22 protein-coding genes are annotated in these 24,719 nt (G+C 39.4%); 7 read left to right on the top strand and 15 right to left on the bottom strand.

Features of this window, described 5'->3' with window-relative positions:
* Positions 1 to 107: 107 nt before the first annotated feature.
* On the top strand, positions 108 to 1,112 hold the full coding sequence (gene gap, locus AAG807_RS04015; RefSeq protein ID WP_341901023.1) for a type I glyceraldehyde-3-phosphate dehydrogenase: 1,005 nt from the start codon (positions 108 to 110) through the stop codon (positions 1,110 to 1,112).
* A complete protein-coding gene (locus AAG807_RS04020) occupies positions 1,109 to 1,876 on the top strand; it encodes a hypothetical protein (RefSeq protein WP_341901024.1) in 768 nt (255 codons plus the stop codon). The genes gap and AAG807_RS04020 overlap by 4 nt, the downstream gene beginning before the upstream one ends.
* Before the next feature lie 401 nt (positions 1,877 to 2,277).
* On the opposite strand, the gene AAG807_RS04025 is transcribed toward AAG807_RS04020, so the two are convergent.
* From AAG807_RS04025 to ribD, 3 genes are all read right to left on the bottom strand, one after another.
* A complete protein-coding gene (locus AAG807_RS04025) occupies positions 2,278 to 3,660 on the bottom strand; it encodes an SPOR domain-containing protein (protein ID WP_341901025.1) in 1,383 nt (460 codons plus the stop codon).
* A 29-nt stretch (positions 3,661 to 3,689) separates the two neighbouring features.
* Positions 3,690 to 4,547: an MBL fold metallo-hydrolase gene (locus AAG807_RS04030; RefSeq protein WP_341901026.1), complete on the bottom strand. Its 858-nt coding sequence runs from the start codon at positions 4,545 to 4,547 to the stop codon at positions 3,690 to 3,692.
* Between the two features lie 97 nt (positions 4,548 to 4,644).
* On the bottom strand, positions 4,645 to 5,688 hold the full coding sequence (gene ribD / locus AAG807_RS04035; RefSeq protein ID WP_341901027.1) for a bifunctional diaminohydroxyphosphoribosylaminopyrimidine deaminase/5-amino-6-(5-phosphoribosylamino)uracil reductase RibD: 1,044 nt from the start codon (positions 5,686 to 5,688) through the stop codon (positions 4,645 to 4,647).
* 139 nt (positions 5,689 to 5,827) lie between these two features.
* Between ribD and AAG807_RS04040 the strand changes: the two genes are divergently transcribed.
* Both AAG807_RS04040 and AAG807_RS04045 read left to right on the top strand, forming a co-directional pair.
* Entirely contained in the window at positions 5,828 to 7,117 is a 1,290-nt protein-coding gene (locus tag AAG807_RS04040) for an MFS transporter (protein ID WP_341901029.1), read from the top strand.
* A 42-nt stretch (positions 7,118 to 7,159) separates the two neighbouring features.
* Positions 7,160 to 8,437 carry a dicarboxylate/amino acid:cation symporter gene (locus AAG807_RS04045; protein ID WP_341901031.1) on the top strand — a complete coding sequence of 426 codons (1,278 nt, stop codon included), beginning with the start codon at positions 7,160 to 7,162 and terminating at the stop codon, positions 8,435 to 8,437.
* A gap of 114 nt (positions 8,438 to 8,551) precedes the next feature.
* On the opposite strand, the gene AAG807_RS04050 is transcribed toward AAG807_RS04045, so the two are convergent.
* The 5 genes from AAG807_RS04050 to AAG807_RS04070 all read right to left on the bottom strand — a co-directional run bounded on the left by AAG807_RS04050 (position 8,552) and on the right by AAG807_RS04070 (position 11,576).
* The gene (locus tag AAG807_RS04050) at positions 8,552 to 8,860 is read right to left on the bottom strand and encodes a hypothetical protein (protein WP_341901032.1); all 309 of its coding nucleotides are present in this window, start codon (positions 8,858 to 8,860) and stop codon (positions 8,552 to 8,554) included.
* Between the two features lie 80 nt (positions 8,861 to 8,940).
* Positions 8,941 to 9,531, bottom strand: coding sequence for a hypothetical protein (locus tag AAG807_RS04055; protein WP_341901034.1), 591 nt, complete (start codon positions 9,529 to 9,531; stop codon positions 8,941 to 8,943).
* A gap of 93 nt (positions 9,532 to 9,624) precedes the next feature.
* Entirely contained in the window at positions 9,625 to 10,119 is a 495-nt protein-coding gene (locus AAG807_RS04060; protein ID WP_341901036.1) for a cupin domain-containing protein, read from the bottom strand.
* On the bottom strand, positions 10,116 to 10,334 hold the full coding sequence (locus tag AAG807_RS04065; protein WP_341901038.1) for a DUF4287 domain-containing protein: 219 nt from the start codon (positions 10,332 to 10,334) through the stop codon (positions 10,116 to 10,118). Before AAG807_RS04065 ends, AAG807_RS04060 begins: the two co-directional genes overlap by 4 nt.
* A gap of 81 nt (positions 10,335 to 10,415) precedes the next feature.
* Entirely contained in the window at positions 10,416 to 11,576 is a 1,161-nt protein-coding gene (locus AAG807_RS04070; protein ID WP_341901039.1) for a hypothetical protein, read from the bottom strand.
* 351 nt (positions 11,577 to 11,927) lie between these two features.
* Here AAG807_RS04070 and AAG807_RS04075 point away from each other — a divergent pair, with 351 nt between their 5' ends.
* The 3 genes from AAG807_RS04075 (at position 11,928) to AAG807_RS04085 (ending at position 16,626) form a co-directional block, all read left to right on the top strand.
* Positions 11,928 to 13,409, top strand: a complete 1,482-nt coding sequence (locus AAG807_RS04075; protein ID WP_341901041.1) for a hypothetical protein — start codon at positions 11,928 to 11,930, stop codon at positions 13,407 to 13,409.
* 131 nt (positions 13,410 to 13,540) lie between these two features.
* Positions 13,541 to 15,019, top strand: coding sequence for a hypothetical protein (locus AAG807_RS04080; RefSeq protein WP_341901042.1), 1,479 nt, complete (start codon positions 13,541 to 13,543; stop codon positions 15,017 to 15,019).
* A gap of 83 nt (positions 15,020 to 15,102) precedes the next feature.
* Entirely contained in the window at positions 15,103 to 16,626 is a 1,524-nt protein-coding gene (locus AAG807_RS04085) for a hypothetical protein (RefSeq protein WP_341901044.1), read from the top strand.
* Positions 16,627 to 16,649: 23 nt separating this feature from the next.
* On the opposite strand, the gene AAG807_RS04090 is transcribed toward AAG807_RS04085, so the two are convergent.
* From AAG807_RS04090 to AAG807_RS04120, 7 genes are all read right to left on the bottom strand, one after another.
* Positions 16,650 to 17,402 (bottom strand): hypothetical protein, encoded by a 753-nt coding sequence (locus tag AAG807_RS04090; protein ID WP_341901046.1) that lies wholly within the window; start codon positions 17,400 to 17,402, stop codon positions 16,650 to 16,652.
* Positions 17,403 to 17,480: 78 nt separating this feature from the next.
* Positions 17,481 to 18,125 carry an endonuclease III gene (gene nth, locus AAG807_RS04095; protein ID WP_341901047.1) on the bottom strand — a complete coding sequence of 215 codons (645 nt, stop codon included), beginning with the start codon at positions 18,123 to 18,125 and terminating at the stop codon, positions 17,481 to 17,483.
* Positions 18,126 to 18,213: 88 nt separating this feature from the next.
* A complete protein-coding gene (locus AAG807_RS04100) occupies positions 18,214 to 18,618 on the bottom strand; it encodes a hypothetical protein (protein WP_341901049.1) in 405 nt (134 codons plus the stop codon).
* A gap of 2 nt (positions 18,619 to 18,620) precedes the next feature.
* A complete protein-coding gene (locus AAG807_RS04105) occupies positions 18,621 to 19,517 on the bottom strand; it encodes a hypothetical protein (protein WP_341901051.1) in 897 nt (298 codons plus the stop codon).
* Between the two features lie 294 nt (positions 19,518 to 19,811).
* Positions 19,812 to 20,189 carry a hypothetical protein gene (locus tag AAG807_RS04110; RefSeq protein ID WP_341901053.1) on the bottom strand — a complete coding sequence of 126 codons (378 nt, stop codon included), beginning with the start codon at positions 20,187 to 20,189 and terminating at the stop codon, positions 19,812 to 19,814.
* 28 nt (positions 20,190 to 20,217) lie between these two features.
* Positions 20,218 to 22,662 (bottom strand): thiamine pyrophosphate-dependent enzyme, encoded by a 2,445-nt coding sequence (locus AAG807_RS04115; RefSeq protein ID WP_341901055.1) that lies wholly within the window; start codon positions 22,660 to 22,662, stop codon positions 20,218 to 20,220.
* A 555-nt stretch (positions 22,663 to 23,217) separates the two neighbouring features.
* On the bottom strand, positions 23,218 to 24,717 hold the full coding sequence (locus AAG807_RS04120) for a PspC domain-containing protein (protein ID WP_341901057.1): 1,500 nt from the start codon (positions 24,715 to 24,717) through the stop codon (positions 23,218 to 23,220).
* Positions 24,718 to 24,719: the final 2 nt, after the last annotated feature.

The raw sequence follows: 24,719 nt of genomic DNA on the forward strand, positions 1-24,719 counted from the left end.
AATGATGTTAAAAGCCCCGACGATAAATGTCGGGGCTTTTTTATTTTTGTAATTTCAACCTAAGATTTCAAACAAACAAGAGTATTCAATTTTTACAATAAAAACAGATGGAACAACGTATAAGAGTCGCAGTTAACGGATTTGGAAGAATCGGACGTTATTTTAGCAGATTAGCCTTGACTAACCCCCGAATTGAATTGGTAGCAATCAATGATTTGGCGCCGATTGAAACTTTGGTTCATTTGTTAAAGTACGATTCCATTCATGGAAGAATGCATGATGAATTTGAAATAAAGGGAAATCAATTGATCTTTAATCAGACTCAGAAAATTGAATTTTTACAGCACAAGAACCCGGCAGAACTTCCATGGGAAGCTTTGGGAATTGATATTGTAATCGAATCGACAGGTCTGTTCTTAACGTCGGAAACTGCAGGAGCTCATTTGAAAGCCGGTGCAAAAAGAGTGATTCTGAGCGCACCCTCAGTTGGTGACGATATTTTTAACGTGGTAATCGGTGTAAATGACCACCTGATCACCGACGAACATAAAATCATCAGTAATGCTTCCTGTACGACCAATTCAGCTGCTCCATTGGTAGCGGTTCTGAAAGAGTTTTGTGATATTGAAGAAGCTTACATTACAACCATTCATAGTTATACATCCGATCAACGTTTGCACGACAGTCCGCATAAGGATTTGAGAAGAGCCAGAGCAGCTGCAGTCAGTATTGTACCGACGTCAACCGGTGCGGCAAAGGCAATCACCCGAATTTTCCCGGAATTGGAAGGAAAGATGGGTGGTTGTGGAATGCGCGTTCCTGTTCCGGACGGTTCATTGACAGATTTGACGGTGATCGTAAAGGAAAATCCGCCAACTGTTGAGCAAATCAACACGGCATTTAAAAAAGCTTCTGAGACTGATCTAAAAGGAATCGTTCGCTATACGGAAGACCCGATCGTTTCTGTTGATATTATCGGGGATCCCAATTCATGTATTTTTGATAGCGAACTCACTTCTGTGATTGGAAATATGGTCAAGGTTGTTGGTTGGTACGACAACGAGGCAGGTTTCTCTAATCGCTTGATTGATTTGGTAGTGAAATTGGGATGATTAAATTTATCCTGATTTTCATCTTTTTTGGAACTGCTTTTTTTTCATCCGGACAAGATCTGGATATGACAGAATTGTTCTATCCGGTTGAATTGAAAGGCGACTCAGGTTATTTTCAACGGAGTGAAGCTTACCGTATATTGGGATTTCTTGCCAAGAATATCGAATGCGAAGAATTACAGGAACGAGAAGATTCAACATTCGATTTTCAAGAAACAGATACATTGGGTAAGTTTATTTATCTACCGGAAAAAAACCGTTATTTCTTGTGTCTCAATTTGTATGGTTATAATGATAATTGGGAGACACACTGCATATTGGAGCTGGAAAGGAAAAATGGCCGGATCATTTTGAAAAATCACCATTTTTTTTCTCAGGGAAATTATGCTTGCTGCTGGGAGAACAATTTTGCCGGGTTTATCAAATGGAACAGATTTGTCGTTTACAAGATTTGTGGAACCGGAAGCAGCATGTGTTCATCGAATTGGATTGTGCTTCACGATCTAAGTGAAAAGGATCCATTTGAGTTTGTTCATGATTATTGGATCGGTGGAGAAGTGGATTATAAAAGTTTGGATTCCAAAACAGAATGGATAGGAGATACCCTGACAATTACATACACGTTAGAAAAGGGGGCTATCAAAGACAGAGGAGAAAAACTGGTCTTTAAAAAACGTTCAACGGAGATGATCATTGTAAAAGGTATTCTTAAGGAAGGAGTATTTACATTTGATAAAAAGTTGCCTGATCTGAATACTGAATAGTTTATCTAATTGTTACGCGAAAAGAAATCGATTTAGACGGTTTTAACCTTCTTTTTTCGGTTGGGATCCAGTGGATATTTTAAAAATTAAAGGTAATCTGTAAAAAAAGGACGCGATTAATTGGGAATTAATCACTCCCGATAGCTATCGGGATGACACCCAGGCTTAATTTTCTACCACAAATGCACAAATTTTGGCTCGGCTACCGCACTCGCTTTTGAGTGTTACAGACAACATTTTTATACTGATAACTGGGCAAAGAGGCGACTGGTAAGCGCCTCAAACATTTGCATTTGCGGTAAAATATAACATGGTTGTACTTTAAAAATGGTTTGGGTGCGAATAATTATTCGCCCCGACTAGTTTTAATGACTGTTTTTCACAACTATTTTTAGATTCTCTTACATTTTCATTACCCATGCTCCGGGAATGGAACTTTGCATACTTGCTGCTTCAGCAGTTGCCTCATTCAAAGTTGAAAATCCTTTGACACTTACACGGTACATTCCGCCGTTCATCGTTACTGAAGCTTCTCCAAATCCTTTGGATTGAAGTTTTGAAGCTAATCTGTTTGCATTTGTTTCCGATCCGAAAGAACCTGCAATAATATGAAAGGGTTTTGAGCCGTCAAAAGTTGCTGATGAAGTTGCTTTCGGAGTTTTTGTCACGGGCTTTTTGTTAACCTTCACCGCTGGTTTGGGTTTCGGTGTAGGTTTTGGAGCTGGAGTCTCTTTCTTCGGAGTAGGAGTTTCCTTTTTTGGTTCCTCAACTACTTTTTCCTCCGGAAGTTGATCTTCGATTATTTGAACCTGATCTTCCGGGATGGGTTCTGATTTTGTTTCAGAATCGATATTCACGTCCGGTTCATCCTCCAATTGCTTCACATCTTCACTGCCTTTTGCAACATCATCATTTTCTCCTGCCAGATCAGCCAGGATAGGGAAATCCTTTTTGAGACTATCAAATTTAATGGCAATGAAGGTTCCAGAACCGAGTATCAATACCAGGAATCCCCATAAAATATAAGCAAATACGGAAGTTTTCTTTTTTTCTTTAGGGGTTTTTGGTTCCTTGATCGGCGTCTCTTTTTTGGGAGCGGTAACTTTTGGCGAAACCTGTTTTTCAACCGGAGCTGTCGGTTCGATTTTCTTCTCTACAACTTTAGGTTCTTCTACAACAGGCGGAACGATTTTTTCAATCTTCGGCTCCTCCTTTTTAGGTTCCAGAGTTTCAATAACCGGTTTGGCTGCCTCAACTACCGGAGGAATTACTTTTTCTACCTTAGGCGTTTCCGGAATTTTCGGTTCCTCTTCCTTTTTAGGAGTTTCAACTACTTCGGGCTCTTCCTCTTTTGGCTTTTCAGCCACAGGCTCTTGGACAACAGCAGTTTCCTTCAACTCTTCTTCTTGATGAGATGAAGTCGTTTCAGTCTTCGATCCCTCAGCAGACGAATTCTCTTGCCCTCCTGAATTAGTTGCCCATGCTTCGAAGGCAATTTCACCGTCCACTTTCACGAAACGACCAAATTGGTACATGTCGTAAGAGTTTCCTTTGTCCAATTCAATGGTTACTTCACGAACAAACTTGGAAATCAAGTTGGAAGCATCATTCAACGCCATGTTTTCCTTACTCGCAATATGCTTTGCAAGTGTGCCATCATCGAACTTTAAATAAGGCATAAAAAGGATTTCACCCGTACTTTCATTGGTGACTGTTAAAGCTCCCAATCCAGGTATAATCAGTGTTTTTACCTCTTTTAATAGTTGTAGTAAGTAATTGTTCATGATGCGAAGTTTTGTTCTAATTTACAATTTTATCCAAATATGGATGAAAAAGTCATGCTATCTTTTAAGCGAACGCCTTTTTCAGTCTGTTCCACAATACAGCATTCATTGACACTGTCGTGTTCTAAAAAGAGGACCAATTCCTGATTTGCGGCGCTATCCAGAAACAGTCCTTTTTCGCCCAGCGTAATCAAGGGGCGTGTGTCGTATCCCATCACATAAGGTAAAGGAATGTGTCCTGTGCTTGGCAATAAATCAGCCATAAAGACGAGTGTTTTGCCTTGATAATGAATATGCGGGATCATCATACTTTCCGTATGACCGTCAACAAACAGTACATCGAAGTTGTTGAAAACTGATTGGGTATAATTTCCGGTTCGCTCGACCATTTTCAATTGACCACTTTCTTGCAGTGGAAGGATGTTTTCGCTCAAAAAAGATGCTTTTTCACGCATGTTTGGCTCTGTAGCCCATTTCCAGTGATTCTCAGTGCTCCAGTAAGTAGCGTTTTTAAAAACCGTTTCCAGTTTTGTTCTGTCCGAATTCCATTTGACTGCTCCTCCACAATGATCAAAGTGAAGGTGAGAAAGAAAAACATCGGTGATCTGGTCTAATCCAAAACCCAATTTGTTCAGACTTTGTTCCAATGTCTTAGTGTCTGCCAAATAATAATGCGAAAAGAATTTCTCACTTTGTTTATCACCAATTCCGGTATCGATTAGGATCAAACGGTTTCCATCTTCAATGAGTAAACAACGCATGGACCAGATACACAGGTTGTTTTCATCTGCCGGATTTGTTTTCGACCAAAGGGTTTTCGGAACGACTCCAAACATGGCTCCTCCGTCTAATTTGAATGTACCGGTTTCAATTGGGTAAATTTTCATCTCTTTTCTATTTGAATGCCTTTGGATTTGTTTTCACATCCGTTAAAGCGAACTAAAAATAGAAAATTCGAGGGTTTTGGCAATGGATTCCTTGATTTTAGAAGGAGTAATTTTGAAAATAATTCAATCTGTCTTTTCCGAATGGGTGGGTTTTAATGGAATTCTTTGAGATAACAGGAGCTTTCAGACCCGATTTGAATTCGTTTTCTCCGGTGATGATCAATGCTTCATCCCATAGATCAGATTCAATGAACCGATTCAAAGTACCGGCTCCACCTTCAACTAAAACCGAACTGATCCCATATTGGAACAAGGTTTCAAGGATTGTTTCGATGTTCAGATCCGTTAAGCGGATATACCTTGTTTCATTGACTGTCTTGTCCTCCAATTGATTTAAAACCACTGTTTTCATACCGTCTGTGAATACGGTGGCATTTTTTGGAGCCTGTAATTGCGAATCAATAACAATCCGTACTGGATCCGGACCTTTGAAAGCGCGCGTGGTCAAGGAAGGATTATCATTCCGGATGGTTCGCCAACCAACAAGAATGGCTTGTTCCTTACTTCGTATGCTGTGAGTGATTACTTGAGTTTCAGGTTGGGAGATCCAATGGATTCCGGGTTCCTGCTGCTGGGAACGGTCCGAATCGATAAATCCATCTTTTGTTTGTGCCCATTTCAGAGTGATAAAAGGACGTTTTTTTGTGTGAAAAGTGATAAAGCGTTTATTCAGTTCTTTAGCTTCTTGTTCTAAAACACCGCATTCGACTTGAATTCCTGCAGCTTTCAATTTTTCAATTCCTCTTCCTGCAACTTCAGAAAATGGATCGACCTGAGCAATAACCACCCGTTTGAATTGTGAACGGATCAATAGATCTGCACAAGGAGGGGTTTTTCCGAAGTGAGAACAGGGCTCCAGCGTAACATAGATTGTTGCTTCGCTAAGCAGTGTTTTGTCCTTGACAGAATTCACTGCATTGACTTCCGCGTGAGCCTCCCCGTATTTTTGATGATATCCTTCACCTATAATCTCGTCTTTGAGCACAATTACTGCACCAACAAGCGGGTTTGGAGCAACGGAAACACCACCCAATTTTGCCAATTGCAAAGCACGAAGCATGTATTTCTCATCCGAAGTCATTATTCAAAATTACGAATTTATAACGAGGACTTCGACTACGCTCAGTCACCTCGTTATTCGTGTTGTTTTTTTAAGGTAACTGAGCGCAGTCGAAGTTACATTTTCAATTATTATTATATTCACGCTCAAACAGACTACTTTGGAAAAGATAGCATATTACAAGCCTTTATGGTCTTTACCCGTGATTGTGGCAGCATTGGGTTATTTCGTAGATATTTACGATTTACTTCTTTTTGGGATCGTCCGGGTTCCCAGTTTGCAAGGACTTGGATTCAGCGAGATAGAAGTGACTCACGTGGGAACCATGATTGTCAACTGGCAAATGGGTGGTTTATTACTTGGAGGAATCCTGTGGGGGATTCTTGGAGATAAAAAAGGTCGTTTGTCCGTTCTTTTCGGGTCGATAGTGCTTTATTCCCTGGCGAATATCATGTGTGGATTCTTACCGTATTTCCCCAATGACAAAGAAAATCTGACTTACACCTATATCGCTTTGCGTTTCATCGCCGGAATTGGATTAGCGGGAGAATTAGGCGCAGGAATCACCTTGGTTTCTGAGGTACTACCCAAAGAATTGCGTGCCTTGGGAACTTCATTGGTAGCTGGAATCGGATTGTCAGGAGCGGTAGTTGCCAATATAACGGTGAAATTGACGCCAGATTGGAATATCGCTTATTTCATTGGAGGAGGAATGGGGATCGGTTTGCTTTTACTTCGAATTGGAGTGTTGGAATCCGGAATTTTTAATGAAACGAAGAAAACGGAGGTCAGTCGCGGAAACTTCCTGATGTTTTTTACGAATTGGGATCGTTTTTGGAGGTATTTGCGCTGTATCGGTATCGGGCTTCCGACCTGGTTCTGTATCGGAATTTTGGCCATGTTCGGAAACGTTTTTGGTGAAGCATTGGGAATCAAAGGCGGAATCAGTCCCGGAGATGCAATCATGTGGGGATATATCGGGATTTCAGTAGGGGATATTTTCAGTGGATTCTTAAGTCATTGGTTGAAATCACGCAGAAAATCCATTTTATGGATGATGGCATTCACCTTGATCAGTGTGGTATGGATTCTTTCCGGAACCATTCACACGGCTTCGATGTATTATCTGATGTGTTGCTGGTTTGGTTTCGGGACAGGTTATTGGGCGATGTTTGTTACGATAGGAGCGGAGCAATTTGGAACCAATATCCGTTCTACAGCAGCTACAACCATTCCGAATATGGTTCGGGGAACGGTAATCCTAATGACAATCGGGTTTGAATCCTTGATGGGTTCAGGATTGACGGTTTTGGTTTCTGCAGGAATTGTCGGTTTTATTGCTTTTGCAATCGGGATTTACAGTACCTGGAGTATTGCAGAAACACATGGTCGGGATTTGGACTTCATTGAAGTGGATTCACGTCATGATGAAGGCTTAATTGACCAATAATTAATATATTCAACGAATTATATTCTAAAAAACAAATTCCTGATGGAAATAGATCTGAACGCGAAACCTGTAAAACCGAAACCATGGTATAGAGCCTTGTATTTTCAAGTATTGGTTGCAATCATAATTGGTGTTACGCTTGGTTACTTTTATCCGGAAACCGGAGAAAAGATGAAACCATTGGGAGATGGATTTATCAACCTGATCAAAATGATTATCGCTCCGGTCATTTTTATTACCATTACAGTTGGGATCGCTTCCATGAACGACTTGAAAAAGGTTGGGAGAATTACAGGTAAAGCATTTATTTATTTCCTTACGTTTTCCACTTTGGCACTGATTATTGGAATGATAGTTAGTAATGTAATACAACCCGGAAAAGGCCTGAATATAGATCCAAGTACATTGAACCCGAAAGACGTTTCTGAATATGTTGCAGCTTCTCATGGAAACACATTTTCGAATTTCATATTGAACATTATCCCTAAGACTTTCATGAGTTCGCTTACGGGGGAGAATATTTTGCAAGTATTGTTTGCTGCTATCATGTTTGGAGTCGCTTTGTCATTGACAGCAGATAAAAGCAAACCGGTTTTGGATTTCTTCCAGGCATTGACTCATCCGATCTTCAAAATCGTAGACATCCTGATGAAGTTAGCTCCAATTGGGGCATTTGGTGCGATGGCTTTTACCATTGGAAAGTACGGTGTTGAAACCTTACAAAATTTATTCTTTTTAGTTGGAACATTTTATTTAACCGCCGGATTTTTTGTGGTGGTAGTTTTAGGATTGGTTGCCAGATACAATGGGTTCAATATTTTGAAATTGCTTCGTTACCTGAAAGACGAATTATTACTCGTACTTGGAACAAGTTCTTCCGAGTCTGCTTTACCATCTTTGATGACGAAATTGGAGAAGGCCGGATGTTCGAATCAAGTGGTTGGTTTGGTAGTGCCGACCGGATATTCATTCAACCTGGATGGAACAAATATCTACATGACTTTGGCAGCATTGTTTATTGCTCAAGCATGTAATGTGGATTTAACGTTCAGTCAGCAAGCGACTTTGCTTTTGGTAGCCATGTTGAGCTCTAAAGGTGCAGCCGGAGTTTCCGGTGCCGGTTTTGTGACTTTGGCGGCTACATTGACAGTTGTTCCCGATGTACCAATTGCCGGGATGACTTTAATTCTTGGTGTAGACAAATTCATGTCGGAATGCAGGGCTTTGACAAACCTGATTGGAAATGCGGTTGCGACGATTGTTGTTGCCAGATGGGAAAAGCAATTGGATCCGGAGGCATTGAAAACGGCGTTGAAATAATTACGACGAATTGCGCATTATTCTTAACTATAGCGAATGGTCAACTATTCCTCGTGTGCTTTGTGCTCTTGGTGGTTTTATTTACCATGAATAGCACGAAGTTATTTTGATTTATCACACTAGTTTTCCTTCTGAACCCAGGAATTGAAGAATTTCCACTTGATGCGAATCATTCAATCCGCTTGCATCACGCATTTGCTGAAAAGCTTTGAAGGAGGGAACATTCAACAATTCAGCTTGCATTTCTTCATCCGAATAACGGGAATAGTGCACAAATGAAACTCCGTCTTCCTTAAGTAAGACCGTGTAGTTGAATTTCGAAGCATCCAGCTTTTCAAAGTCAGCTAGAAAAGTTTGAATGTTTGCCTTGTTTTGAGCTACAAAATCCGGCTTTACCTGGTAAGTTACTATTACTGAGATCATATTAAGTTAAAAGTTAAAAGTTAAAAGTGAGAAGTTAAAAGTTAAAAGGTGACTGAGCGGAGTCGAAGGCTACCTTTTGCTTAGAAGAGATAAAATCCTAAGCGTATACCAGCGTTTAGATTCAGCCAGGGATCTTTACCCGGAATCAGTACGAAATAAAGTGTTTGGGAATCGCCACCATCTTTGAGTCTGTCGAAATCGTGTTTCATTTCAAAGGTAGAGTGCACATTCCTGAATCTGATTCCAAGACCCGCGAATAGTGAAACATAGGCTTTCTGATTTTTAAGAAAAGGAAACTTCTGTTCAAAATTCAAGTTGATACAATTTACGGTTTTTCTGGTGTAAACTACAATCGGTTCCTCCGGTTTGTCGATGTAATAGTCGTGGTATTCAAAGGATTGTTTCTTATAGAAATAGCCCAAGGAAATGCTGGAATTTGAATGTGGAAATTGATACTTGATCCGAAAATCGGCATTGAACCCTTTATTGTTTTTTAAGACATTGAAATTTCGAAAATATCCGCCGAAATCCGCACTCAGATAGATGTTTCGGAACAATTTGATTTCTGTTCCCAACTTATAATTGGACCCGTTGTAGAAATCAATCAAGCTGAGCGGGTCAATTTGTATTGAAAGCCTATTCTTTTTGGGAATAGAATCTGCCTGCGCCATTTTTGAAAATGCGAGGAAGAAAACAAAAAAGCATAGGAGTCTTTTAGTCACTATCCTTGAACTAAGAATAATCGATCGAATAAATTTCATGATTTAATCCAAGTAATCTTTCGGATACAATTTCTGCCCATATTTTTCTGCTATTTGATGCGCATGAGCTATTTGTTCCGGAGTTGGTGGAACTGGATCAGGTAATGTTCCAGCGGGAATTTTTCGTCCGGCTTCTTCAAAAAAGGAATCCAATCCGGATGGAGCAACAATGCACAAAAGCCGTGCATTGGAAGAAGTGCTATTTTTGAAGCAATGAACCGGTCCGTCCAATGGAATATGAACCAGATCTCCTTGTTTTGCAAGAATCTTATTTCCTTTGGTCTGCATTTCCACTTCACCTTCCAAGACATAGAAACATTCCTGGAATCCTTTATGCTCGTGTGGAATGGGGCCGCCGTTGGGAGGAACCAACATTTCAATAATGGCTAATTGTCCTTCCGATTGCTGACTGTTCAACAAAATATTGTAAGCGGAAGCACCAATAGCGATGGTTTCAACGGATTGCTTATTGGTGATTTTAACTTTGGATTCGCTCATGACCGTTTTCCTTTGAAATATGCGTAAATAGCCATTGCGTGACCATGACCCAACTCAAATTCCTCTTTCAGCCAGGCTACGATCTGACCGGCTTTTATATCTGCCAATAGTTCCCCATCTTTTATGAAGCCTTTTTCTTGTGCTAATTTTTGGAATTCTTCCGGAAGTTTTCCCGTTTTGGCTTTGATATTGTCCAGATATACTTGAAACGACATACTGATTGATTTGAATTCAGAATAAAGGTAGAGAAAACAGTTTTAAATAAACCAATATGCATCCTGAATTAAGCACTTTGTTTAAACTCCTGATAATTGGTTGTTTTTATCGTACTTCAATCGCATTTTCATTACAAAGTGCAATGAAATCAAAGCAGATACTACCAAAAGGTATTCATCTAAGTGATTTTTCCTGATTCCGTTGGTTTGAGTATAAATAAAGCGGTAGATTAAAAAGCAAAAGGCCCAAAGTAAAATCAAAGTGCCAACAGATAATAGGTTGTTCACCAACTTCAGATAATTCTTCGCCGAACCTAAAATTTTGAGCTCTTGTAGCAAGACTTTTCCGAAAATTGGCCAGATAAACACCAGCGGTAAAGCAAACAAACGTATTTCTCTTGCAAGGGTAGTGCTCAGAACAATTATCGTATTAAATATCAGGGTTAGGAGAAAGGCTTTGATTAGTTTTTTCTCCGTTATTGTAAGTGGATTGTTTGATAAATAACTGAACAAAAAGTAAGCTTGTACACCAATTGCAAGTGCAAATGATAAGAGTGACTCCACAGCATATTCCTGATTTTGGAAGTTGATTAAAAAATGAGAAAACCTTCCTCCCAGATCATTCTTTGATTTTTCTCCAATTCCTGAAAGGCTAATAAACAGGTATAGAAAAATTGCATAGATAACTACAGGAAGTATTACGGCCAGTATTTTCCTGATACTTTCAGAATGGAAAAGGGTCTTCCGTTCAAACTCCATAAAATACAATACAATGGCGGGTAAGATCAAAATGGTACTTTCCCGTGCTATCAGACTTAAACTAAAACCGAGAATAAATAATGCCCATTTCTTCCGGATTAATGCAGCTAAGCTTAAAAAGATCAACAGGTATTGAAGGGGTTCATCGTATGAATAATTCGTCGGGAAAAAGGAAAAAAGTACGGTGAAACTTAAGAAGAAGAAGAGCATGCTGAAATTGGAAAGACGTGTATTTCCCAGTATTAATCTTGCAAGGTAAAACAAGGCGATCCCGCAAAAAAAGAGCAATCCAAAATTGACAGCAACAAAGGCTTCTCCTATATTTAAAGGAGTATTGTAAGCAAGTGCTTCGATAAATAAAGTGGTCAGAGGTCTTTTTGCAAATGCAGGTTCGATTTTGTGAAAAGCAACGTTCTCTGTTAGGTATTCGTTTGAAATAAGCTTATGAGCCTTATTTATTGTTTCCGTTTTCCAGTTGATCATACTATTGGATTTTTTTAAAGTATGAACACGAAAAATAAAAAGACAGCAAAACAAACTGACCAATGAAGCTACTAGGATATTTTTCAACTTGTGATTTTTGAGTAATTATGATTTGAATAAAAATAACAAAAATAACGCTTCCCTGTCTGTTTGATTTCAAAGCATAGTTAACTCATGAAAAAGGGAGATTTAATGGCTGATTTTCTCTAAAATTCCATTTTTAAATGGACTTAGAGTGATTCATTCTAACAAAGCAGTGAATAAAGGTTTTAGTTGTTTATTAAGTTCTGAAAAAAAGAATTTGAGCAATGTAATCTGATTTTTGGGTTACTTTTGTCGAAAATTATTAAAATGAAAATCACCTATTTTATTCTATTGGCATTCCTGTTTTCGGGTGTCAGTAATTTAAGTCAAGCGCAAGAACCAATTTTTTCGGCAGAATTACCTGAAGTTCGCGAAATCTTCGTTGGAGCAAGTAACGATAAAATGATTTACTACAAGGAGGATGTCAATCTGATAACGAATTCTAAAATTGTAGAATACATTGTTGTAAATACGGCTAATCCGGAAGAGAAAAAAATGACCGTCAAATCGAAACCTGAATTCAGCAAGACCACCAGAGTTGTGTTTGATCGCATGTTTGTTCAGGGTGATTTTGTTTACGAGATTCACGAGATATATGATTACAATAGTGTGATTGGAGTAGGAATCGTTAAACGTGAGCTAGCTACTTTAAAGCAAGTGGGTGAGGTTCTTGAACTGAATGATTACGATGCAACTTTTGCTAAAAGTGACGGAGAAGGATTTTACTTCTTTTCCAAAACGAGTTTGTATCGAATCGATTTGGATTTAAATGTGATTTGGACAAAAAAATATGAGATGTTTGAAGACTATAGCGTTCGATTGAGTGCTATTGAAGTTGATGACAATCAAAATGTCTTAATGACAGTTTCAGTTGATGCGAAAGTAAAGACAAAATTTTTCGGTTCAACACCTCCACGTAAATCTTCGCTACTGTTTATCATTACGGATCTACTAGGAGGTGATCCGAAAGTGATTAGTCCTGAAATTCCGGAAAGCATCACTGTTCAGGCGGCCAGATTCAATTACGATGAGAAATCCAAACAACTAAAAGGATTGTTTATAACGGCAACAGAACCAAACTCGAATCCGGAATCTTACTTGAGCAAGGGAATCGGATATACTTTTATTAAGTGGGATGATGAAGGGTCTGTTGTTTCCCATGAAAAGCACAATTTTTCATTTACTGATTTTCTGGATGAGGATATGCAGAAGTGTTTGCAGACCATTGGATTGAAGTCTGAGAAATGCGACCTGGACAGATGGTTGGCTTATCAAGGCTTTAGTAATATTCGTTTTTTAAAGAACGGGAATGTATTCTTTATCGCAACTTCCATGGGGAAATACAATGGGGAGTTGGAAAACAGTAAAATGATGTTTGTGCTTTCACCAGAAGGGAAAATGATTTGGCAAAAGATGTTGCCTTATTCTTCCAATGGAATTTATCGCAATACAGATTTTTATATTGCAGACAATAAAGTCCATCTGTTGATCCAGGATTTTACAAAGTCTTTTGAGACGGGAAAATATGTTTACAATATCATTAACTCTCCCGCAAACGGTAAAACAATCTGTTTGTCTGAGCGTGTATTGGATTTGGAAACAGGAAATGAGCTGTCCGATAAATCGTTTGCAAACCCGACAGATAAATTTATGCCGACAGCTGTAATTTACAATAAAAACAACAAGGTAATTGTCAGATATTCCTTTACAGCTAAGAATCGGGAACAATTTTTATCAATCAATTACTAGTATTTCAACCAGTTCATAAACTAATGGATTCCAATCTCTCTCAGGGGGTTGGAATTTTTTTTGTCAAATAAAAGGCGAGCCTTTGGAATGGATTATTCCAATTTTCAATTACTTTTATCAAAAGCCAACCGATGAAACTTACCTACTCCATAACGGTCCTATTCTTTCTTTTTATTCCTGTCCGGATCGGTTTTTCACAAGAATTGGAATTCACGGAAGCCCTTCCTGAAACACTCGAGAAATGTATCAGTTCAAGTGAAGAAAGGATTATCTATTCCCAAAAAGATCACCAAGCCGGTTCGGATATAAGGACCTTGAAATATGTGATTGTGAATCCTAAAAATCCGGAGAAGAAAGAATTACTGCTATCTCAGCCTGAATTCAAGAAGGGAATAATTACTTCATTCGACCGACTGTTTTTGCAAGGTGATTTTATCTATGAAATACATTTGATAAAAGACAAAAATCTGGTTAGTGGTACCGGAATTATCAAACGGGAATTGCCGAGTTTAAAACAAGTGGGAAACACACTGGAATTGGATGAATGGGAGGTTAATTTTGATGGAAGTGATTCGAAAGGATTCTATTTGCTATCATCTATCAATCTCTATCGGATCAATTTGAATTTGGAAGTTGTCTGGAAGAATGGATTCAAATTATTCGCAGATAAAAATATTCGATTGGACAAAGTGGCAATGGATGATCAATCGAACGTCATCATGTCCTTATCCGTTAAAAAAAAGATGACCTTTCATTTCCCTGATTCAATGACCGTTTCAAAATCGGACTTGTTTTTAATTGTGACGGATAAACTGGGGGTTCAAAAAGTGATTAAACCAAACGTGCCGGATAGTATTTTCATCAAATATGTGAAGTTTAACTACAACAATGAGGAGGGTGAATTGACAGGGATGTGCTTAACTTCCGAATTAATAAAAGCACCGCCGCCCAAAAAAATACATCTTGGAATTGGATATGCTTATTTTAAATGGAATGATGCCGGAGAACTGATCACCTTAAAAAAACACGTCTTTTCTTTTAGTGAGTTTATGGATGAGGATTTGAAAAAGTATGCGGAATTCTATCATTTCAAGCCTGAAAAGGAGGATCTCACCAGAGTCAATTATAACGTTTCAACGAGTCACGTGAAGTTTCTTGAGAATGGAAATGTGTTGCATGTTTCCCATACATTCATGGGGCTTTTACCCGCTTTGGAAGGCAGTAAATTGATCTACTTGGTTTCTCCGGAAGGAGATCTTTTATGGACGAAACTGATCCCGTTGAATGATAACGAACTCTATTGGAGTGGGGATTTTTTCCTGAAAGATAACCAATTGCATTTCCTGATCCGGGAGTTTTCGGCTTCGTATGAAAATGGGAAGTACGTTTTGAAGAACTTGAGATCAATGGTCAATGGGGAGACGGTTTTATTGGCAGAACGTGTTATTGAACTGGAAAATGGCCAAGAGATATCCAATCAACCACTGATCGCAAATCCATCCGGGAAATTTCATCCGGAAGGTGTCATTTATAACAAAGACAAAAAAATGATTGTGAGGTATTCATTTCCCCAAAAGCACCTGGATCGTTTGTTAGTGATCAACTATTAATCATGGTGTAAATCTGAAAAAGTAGAATTGGTATGATTTGATACCGAAGAATTCTATTTAATTTTGAACATCAAAATCAATCTGTGAAAAAGTATCTAAGCTGCCTTTTGTTTTCCATTTTCCTGGTTGGAAATTCCTTCGGACAGACTATCCGTATTACAGAAGATTTTCCTGAATCGGGTAAGTTCATTCTAGGGATCTGGAAAACCAAAATCGTATCTTCAATCGGGCTGTCCGGAATTTTCGTAGTGGATACCGCTGCTCAACCTTCGATTCGAAATCAGGTTCTTTTAAGTCCGGAATTACCGCACAAATCGGAAGGCTGGTTGCTGAAAGCTTTTGTTCAGGGGCAGTTCCTGTATGAGATTCACTATGTTTCCAGCGAAAAGCAGGTGTCACTGGAAGAAGGACGAAGAAGCATTTTGGTGAAAAGGGATATTGAAACACTGAAAATTGTAAGTCAAAAGGAACTTCCAAAGGCTTATTTGAACTTGAAATTTTGTAAATCCGATGATACCGGTTTTTCATTCTGCTTAGGTGATACGGATCCCACGGTGAATCCCGAAAGAATCTATCAACCCAAATTATCCCTGAGAAAAGTCATACCAAGAGTTATTTATCGCTTTGATTTTGATTTGGATATGAAGTGGTCTTTTGATTTTTCCGAATACGATTACCGATCAAATAAATTCATGAATGAATGGAATATGAATGAGGATGGAAACCTGTTTCTGCCTTTGTTTGTGAAAGAAGAAGGAAAGCTCGATAACCGTTACTTGTTTTCAAGAATCGATCTCCTTCAAATTGAAAAAAGAACAGGAAGTGTTTCAACAATTGAATTGGATGTTCCCGAATGGGATTTTGAAATAGGTTCAACGTATTTTACATGGAGTTCCGGGAAAGAGATCACTTGTCATGTCATTGTGACCAAACGATTTGGAGAGGAACTGCCTCAAAAGAAAAAATCCGGATTTTACTTTCTCAAATGGAGTTCAACCGGAAGAGTGCTTGATTCAAAATTGGAATGGTTCGAATATGCTGATTTTGTTTCCCATGATAATAGGGAATTTTTGGAAAAGTTAAAATTGAATGAAGGGGAGGACCACCCATTTGAAGTTTTGTCTCACAACGATTGCTATCAGACCATGCCAAATGGAGATATCTTCTTTATTTCGGATCAGGTGGAAGATGATTCTCCTGAACTCTTGAACAGCAAGTTACTCTTCATGGTTTCAACCGAAGGCAAGATCTTGTGGAAGAAACTGATGGTATACGATGAACATCGCCTGTACAATTTTTTCTCTCATCATATCGATGGTCCCAATTTGTATTTTTACAGCAGGGAATACAACGAGAACTGTAGGGCAGGAATCTATTCCTTTTATCCCTTTTCTTCCATGACGGATGGAACCAATATCAATCTTTATCTCAGAAAGATTGATTTGGAGAATGGCGAGGTGAAATCATTGGTTCAGATTTATCCGGAGAATACGTGGTGGTGTGAACCCGAACCATTTATTTTCTATGATGATATGAGGAAGTTACACATTGCCCGTTTTAAAAATCCGAAGAAAAACCTGGAAAAGATGGCTATTATCTCGTTTTAAACGACTTGTACCAATAGTTCTTTCTATGGAAGAGTGACTTTTGCAGAAATGATTAATGGAGAACTACTGACAGGATTCGTGAAATTAGCATTACAAAATGCAAATTGCAGTTTTCCATTCACTTCATTCACATAGATTGTATAATAGGATTCCATGAAGAAGTCATCAAATCCAGCCTGAATATAAACAGTAGCCTGATTTACTTCTGAAGGATGATACCCTTGATAAGCTAGATACATTCCCGGTTTTGGTTTTCCTTTAAATACAAAATTGATGGTCTGGTTGATGGCACCACTTGCATAAACACTGTAATAAATACCATCTGAGTGTGAAATATTAGAGTATGTTGTTCCGCCAATACCACCAATAGTCGATGTGCTTGAATTATTTGCAGTTGGGCAAGGTGGAAGTGGTGGTTCAGTAACCTCAACATCTACACTTCCCCTTTCGACGATACATCCTTCGTGAACGATTTCCACCAAATATTTTCCTGAGTCATTTATAGATGCAGAATCTATCGTTACTTTATTCGGTTCGTAATTGTCCCAGCTATCGGTTGTTTCCATCGACCAACCATTGGGACCTTTCCATCTGTAGGTATAACCATTGCCGTAATTAGCTGTAGTCAAAACAAGCGGCCATCCCTTGATCACAGGACCATTAGATGATAAGCCGACAGGACTTGGTGCTTCTGAGCAATCATCCTTTTGTGTCTTCTTACAACCAATTGAGCAGAATAAAGCAGAAATGAGTATACAGGTGGTAAAGAATCTCATTGTATTTAAATTTTGGACAAAATTAGTTGTTTTTTCGAGAAGTATTTGGGTTTTCCTTCGGAAACCAATCTTCCAAACCTATTTCAACTCCTCCAAAGCCTTTTTCGTCCCGATTGTTGCAGTGATATAATCGATATCGCGTTTTGGAGAGCGGGCAGGAGAGTGGCTTCTACCGTAGAAAATGATTTGCAGGTGCAGTTTGTTCCATAAATCCCTAGGAAACAGTTTTTTTGCATCCGCTTCGGTTTCTTCTACATTTTTACCGCTGGTTAAGCCCCAACGAGTCATCAAACGATGAATGTGTGTGTCGACCGGGAAAGCAGGAACACCAAATGCTTGCGACATGACAACGGAAGCCGTTTTATGACCCACTCCGGGCATTTTTTCCAGGTCTTCAAAAGAAGCGGGAACTTCACCACCATGTAAATCAATAATCATGTGCGACAAATCGTAGATCGCTTGTGATTTCCTTGGAGAAAGTCCGCAAGGTTTGATGATGTCGCGAATTTCTTCCACTGACAGTTTGATCATATCCTGAGGTCGCGAAGCACGTCTAAATAGGATAGGAGTGATTTTGTTCACGCGCTCATCCGTGCATTGTGCTGAGAGCAATACGGAAATAAGCAAGGTGTATGCATCCCAATGATCCAATGGAACCGGAGTTTCAGGATACAATTTTTCCAATTCGTCTATAACGTACCGGGCTTTTTCTTTTTTTGTCATGGTAAACAAAAATAAGCAATTTTGATTGGGAAATGGGATAACTGTAGGGACGCGACGCATCACATCCCTACAGTTTTATTTCAAATGATCAATGCACTACAAAATGCACCGTTTTTGTTGTTGTATGCCCCTCATGATCCAAGGCAGCCACAACTTCTAGTTTTAATGGTGTGTAATTGGTGAATGAATTGGTCACAGCCTGATTGATCGTGAAATCGGCTACATGGTCATCGATATCATTCTGGTAGATGATGGAATCGTTTGAAGCTTTGGTAAGGGTAACCTGATATCCGTGTAGCTCTCCTGTACCAACAATGGTTCCTGTCACTGCAAAATTCCCTTGAATGGTATCGTTCTCCTGAGGAGAGGTGATGGTAATCACTGCAGTTGGATGATCTTCTGTTTCTGTTGAATCATCCGTAGATTTATCTTTTTTACATGCAGTTAAACTGATACTGCTTACGAGGATTGCTATTATAAAAAATGGTTTCATATCTAATTGAAAAAATAATTAAGTGAAATACTGAATGCGGTTTTTTGGTGGGAGTTTCCATCTCCTAAATTTTGGGCAATTGGAATGTGATAATTCCCCTGGATCACCCACGAATTGAATTGAACCGATGCTCCGATAATCCCTGTCAGGACGCGACCTTGAGTTGGAGAACTGGAAATCGCCTTTCGGTTCAGATAATCGACACCACTCCAGGAATACTGCGTTCCGGCATAGATTCCCCAAGTCCTGAATTTGTACTGTCCGAAAAGACTCGCACTGAATAGGGATCCTGGAATGTATTTGTACTTGTTTTCCCCGCGAAGAATGTATTGAGATGTCTGTAAAAGACTCCATCTCTTCTTTTGGAAAAAGAACGAATTCTGAAACACGGCATCAAACGTTCCGGTTCCGGGATAGAGATACAAGTCGACATCGTTCGGGTGAGTGAACTTTCCAACGGGACTTTTTACTCCGGCACCTACAATCCAACGAAACAGACGTGTTTGCAGACTGTCTTGTTTGTTAAACAGGAAAAAGTTAACCATCAAAGTCGGGTCGCCCAATCCATTTTTTTGTGACGTAGTATCGTCTGCAACGTGCTTGTTGAAACCGATTGGAAGGGAAAGCTGTAATTGCCATCTTTTCGAAAGACGCAATTGCCCCAACACATCCAATCGTTGAAAATAATCGGTACTGTGTTCGATGCCATTCCCAAATACTTTCGGGTGCTCACTTTTATACAGTCGGTATTGATAATTCAGCCCAATACTTGTTCGGTTGCCTTGTGCCAATGTTCCCAGGCCATGTGTGGAATTAAAAGCTCCACACCCGCATACATCGCAGGATAGCGCGGTATGGGATAGCACCAGACACACGAAAAAGAGGATTTCTTTTTTCATGATTCTGTATTAATAATTTCTAAATGTGTTACGTACCAAAATGAAATCCACTATTTTTTAGCACGCAGATCTGCAGATTTACGCAGAGCATGGTGAATTACAATACATGTCATTTCTATGGGTACTATGGATTATTGAAACCATTCTCGAAGAATGACTGTTTTACACTTCTTGAGATAGAATGGAACAATTAAGCGATTCATGAATAATATTCAAAAAATCTGCGTGATCTGCGCTATCTGCGTGAAATATTAAAAAGTGCTTTCTGAATCAGAATGAGATTCAATAAAGAGATTATCCGACAGCGGGTGGGTGGAAAGTGGAACTCGAAAATGAAGCAAGTTCTCTGTTTTGATAAAAGAAAAGTTCTGATTTTTCAACAGAACTAACTGAATGCTTTTCGAAAGCAGTAATTACCTGAGAATCCGAATTCCAGACATTTTCCTTCAACTTCAAAGGCATTTTTGGAACAGGTTGATTTTTCTTCTCTTCCTGCTCCAATTTTTTCAACTGTTTGGCCAAATAACATTTACCGTCACAATGAAGCATCGGTTTTTTCTTATTGACACAATATTTTGCTGCGAGTTCGACCTGATTCCTGTAAAACCAAACGTTCCATGAGAATGCCGCAATATCTTTCCAAAGCAAAGCTATTACGAAAACAATACTCAATATGCTCGCAGTCCGTTTCAAATGTTTATTAGTAAATGGAAGGGAATGCTGTCGGGTCTGCTTCGTTCATGATCGCATAAGCTGACTCAACAATATCATCAATACTTGGTTTGGAGAAATAATCCCCATCTGTTCCATAAGCAGGTCTGTGATCTTTTGCACTCAATGTGACAGGAGCAGAATCCAAATGAACATATCCGCCTTGTTTCACCAAGATCTGATCCAATAAGAATGCGGTAGCGCCTGAACTTACGTCTTCATCCACTATCATCAAACGGTTTGTTTTTTTCAATGATTCAGCCACCATTCCGTTAATATCGAATGGAAGCAATGTTTGTGCATCAATCAATTCAACTGAGATTCCCATTTCCGCCAAAGATTTCGCAGCCACTTCACACAAATTGAAAGTGGATCCGTAAGAAACAAGTGTCAGGTCCGTTCCTTCAGCTACGATCTCAGGAATTCCCAATGGAGTAGTGAAGCTTCCGATATTTGTCGGCAAAGCTTCTTTGATACGGTATCCGTTTAATGGTTCGATCACCAAAGCCGGCTCATCAGCTTGCATCAAGGTATTATAGAAACCGGCAGCCTTTGTCATATTTCTCGGAACGCAGACGTGAACTCCACGGATGGAATTGATAATCATTCCCATGGGTGATCCACTGTGCCAAATCCCTTCCAAACGATGTCCTCGAGTGGAAACGATCAACGGTGCTTTTTGTCCGCCTTTTGTTCTGTATTGCACAGTTGCCAAGTCATCCGACATGATCTGGATTCCATAAAGCAAATAATCCAGGTATTGAATTTCTGCAATCGGACGCAAACCACGCATCGCCATTCCAATTCCTTGTCCAATGATGGTGCATTCACGAATTCCGACATCTGAAACACGCAGGGTTCCGAATTGTTCCTGAAGTCCTTCCAGGGATTGGTTCACTCCTCCGATTTTTCCGGCATCTTCACCAAAGATCAATGCTTCCGGATAGTTTTCAAAGATTGCTTTGAAATTGTCTCGCAAGATGATTCTGCCATCTTCCATGTGTCCGCTTCCATCATAAGTTGGAGCAACGGCTGTCACCTTCAATGCACTATTTTCGGATTCTGAATGCAAATAACTGCTGTAACGGTCCGCATTATTTTCTGTTTCCTGTTTCAACCAGGCAATCAGAGCTGTTCTGGAAGCTGTATTTTCGTCACGAACCAAACGCAACACTTTTCGAACGGTGTTGAATACGTCCTTGCGGATCGGGTTCATTGTTTTTTGAAGTGCTTCGATTTCCCGTTTGATGAAGATACCATTCGTACTTTCATTTGCCAGATTTTCCAAAACGGCTACTGCACGATCCAAATCTTGTTTCAAATCTTGGGTGAACAGGCTCCAAGCCTCTTTCTTTTGCTCGTTTACAAAGTCTTTTGATTCTTTTGTGATTTGAGCCAATTCTTCTTCTGTAGCCAACTTTTGACCGTCTGCATCAAAGTTCAGGATCCATTCCTTGAATTTGTTGATACAATCAAAGTCATGTTCCCATTGCAAACGTGCAGCATCTTTGTAACGCTCATGCGATCCTGAAGTGGAATGTCCTTGCGGTTGATTCACTTCTTTTACGTGAACCAATACCGGAATATGCTTTGTTCGAGCTAATTCAACTGCTTTTTCGTAGGTTTCGCATAAGTGAGCATAATCCCAACCCTTTGTTTCGAAAATCTCATAACCCGGAGAATCAGCAGTGCGCTGCATTCCGCTTAAAGCTTGAGAAATACTTCCTTTAGTTGTCTGGTGTTCACGCGGAACGGAAATTCCATATCCGTCATCCCAAACAGACATCACCATAGGAACTTGTAAAACTCCTGCAGCATTGATGGTTTCCCAAAAAGGTCCTTCGGAAGTGGATGCATCACCGATTGTTCCGAATGCTACTTCATTTCCTCCGTTTGAGAATTTTTTGAATGCTTCCAGATCTTTCAATGTCGGATGCTCACGATATACTTTTGAAGCTTGTGCCAATCCTAACAAACGAGGCATTTGCCCGGCAGTAGGAGAGATGTCAGCTGATGAGTTTTTTTGTTGTGTCAGGTTTTTCCAGTTTCCATTCTCGTCCAAATTTCGTGTAGAGAAATGTCCACCCATTTGGCGACCGGCAGATTGTGGTTCGATTACTTCATCTGTATGACCAAATAAACCGGAGAAATATTCGCGAACGTTTAATTGGTCTATGGCCATCATTAGGGTTTGGTCGCGGTAATATCCCGATCTGAAATCACCGTCTCTGAATTGTTTTGCCAATGCAATTTGTGCCAATTCTTTTCCGTCTCCGAAAATACCAAACTTAGCTTTTCCAGTAAGAACTTCTTTTCGTCCTAAAAGTGAGGTTTCTCTTGAAATACTAGCCAAACGAAAGTCTTTCAATACCTCCGATTTGAATGTATTAAAGTCAACCGCGATCAATTCTTCTTGGGGTGTTTGTGATGCCATAGCTTTCCTTTAAAGTTGCACAAATATAATCAATCTTCGCCAAGTATAGAAGGGTTTGAAGAGGAAAACAAGCTTTTGTTTTACGGCATAGTTAAAGTACGCAAAGGAAGAATCAGGTTCAAAATTTACAACTTTGGCTCATTTGTGGTTCGATTTTTCAAAATTGCTTCAGATGTGATATCAAGATACTTGGAAATGAGATTTAATTCACATGGATGTTTTGTAAGCTCTTGCAAATAGATCAGAATTTGATCCGGTTGATATGAATCATTGGGAAGGAATTCATTAAACCTCAGAAGAAAGAAATCACAATAGAAACTCATTCGCGAGACCAAAAAACGCGAGAATTTACGAATTCGAGAATTCGCTAAATTACGAACAGATTTGTGTTTAATATGCTTGTTTTCAGTTTTTTAGTGTTTTTTAATTTGAAATTTTCGATAGAGCTACTTTACTCTAACTGATAACCAATCGAAAAGCAAAAGCGGTATCCAGTTTTACCTGAATACCACTTACTTTACTTATGTTGGGTTGGTATTGATTCAATTTCTTGAGCTATTCTTTCTCGTAAGCCCGAAAAGGTTCATTGGTGTACATCACCCCTTCATATTCTTGTCCGTCTACTAAGACTTCCTGATTATTGATGAAGAGTTTTTTTCCTCTTGGAACCTCAATGACCACTTCAACTTCCTGGTTGCGCAAACCATCTTTTGCAGGGAAACTGTAGTAAGGACTGATGAGTATTTTATTGTTTTCCACTTTAAGCTGATGTCTGACATGTACCGCTCTTTTTTGTGCGCTTGGCAAGTCGATACCGTGAGCTCTGAATTTTTGAGAGATGTGGAATAAAGTATCTCTGGATTCCTTGTACTGAATGTTTACTCCATGCTCCATGATTTGCCCGTTTCGGATGGAGATGAAATCAATCCCTCCGCTGCTTTCTATTTTAGCGTTGTTAATGATCAAGGGAAGCTCTTCCAGTTTTAGTTCTTCCGCTTCAACGGCGATACTTTGTATAGGAGATCTGGCATATACTTCATAATCTCTGGCGGAATTGATCGATCCGATGATTCCCAATACAATTCCAATGAAAATGATTGATGGAAGCAAGATAAAATTCCATTTGAAATACTTGTTCACTTTACCCAAAAGTAATCGTGCGCCAATGGCGATTGAAAGTAAAGGTCCTGCAAATCCTACTAAGAGAATTCCCATCCAAATCAATGAAAATGATTTATTCACCGGGGAAACGAGTTGAAGAAATTCATACAATGAGGCGAATTCCTGATCCCCCGTCATTGGTACCACATCAATTATTCCGCTTACGATCAATGAGAATATGATCAGCCAAATCAATGCTCCGGCTATGAAACCGACTCCAATGATCTTTCCGATGAACCGGAGAACATTTGTTGCCTGATTGGTCAGATGCTGATTGTTGGTTTTGAATTTGTTTGCAGCATTGATAGTGTCGTCTTTTAGACGGTTTGCTGTTTTTTCAAATTCTTCCTTTAGCGTGTCGATATTGACAGGTTTTCCTTTCATTTGTAAGCGCTCGGAAGGAGTTTTGGCACTGGGAACGATGATCCAAAGGATGATATATACCGGAACTCCGAATCCCATGAACCCAAAGATCACAAAAATGATACGGATGATTACCGGGTCAATGCTCAGGTAAGATGCCAATCCGGAAGCAAGACCACCTAGCATGGCGTTATCCATGTCACGGTACATACGTTTCTGACCGTTTGAATCCTGGGTATTTGTTTGGGTTTGTTTCGGTTGTTCCGCTTCTTCCGTGATTTCTTCCGGTTCACCCAAAGAAGAAATTGCTTTTTGAACGTCTGCAATGGTAACAACCTGACGTGTTTCTCCTAGATATTGAGTCAATAACTCTGCAAAGCGCATCTCGATATCTTCTACAATTTCAGTAATTCCCGATTCGTTTGCCAATGAAGTTTCTAATTTCTTCAGATAAGCTTGTAAGCGGTCGTAAGCATCTTCCTCGATGACAAACAGTTGACGACCTAAATGTATTGAAAGTGTTTTTTTCATGA

Origin of the sequence: Fluviicola taffensis DSM 16823 (assembly GCF_943372375.1) — a bacterium.
GTDB lineage: Bacteria > Bacteroidota > Bacteroidia > Flavobacteriales_D > Crocinitomicaceae > Fluviicola > Fluviicola taffensis_A.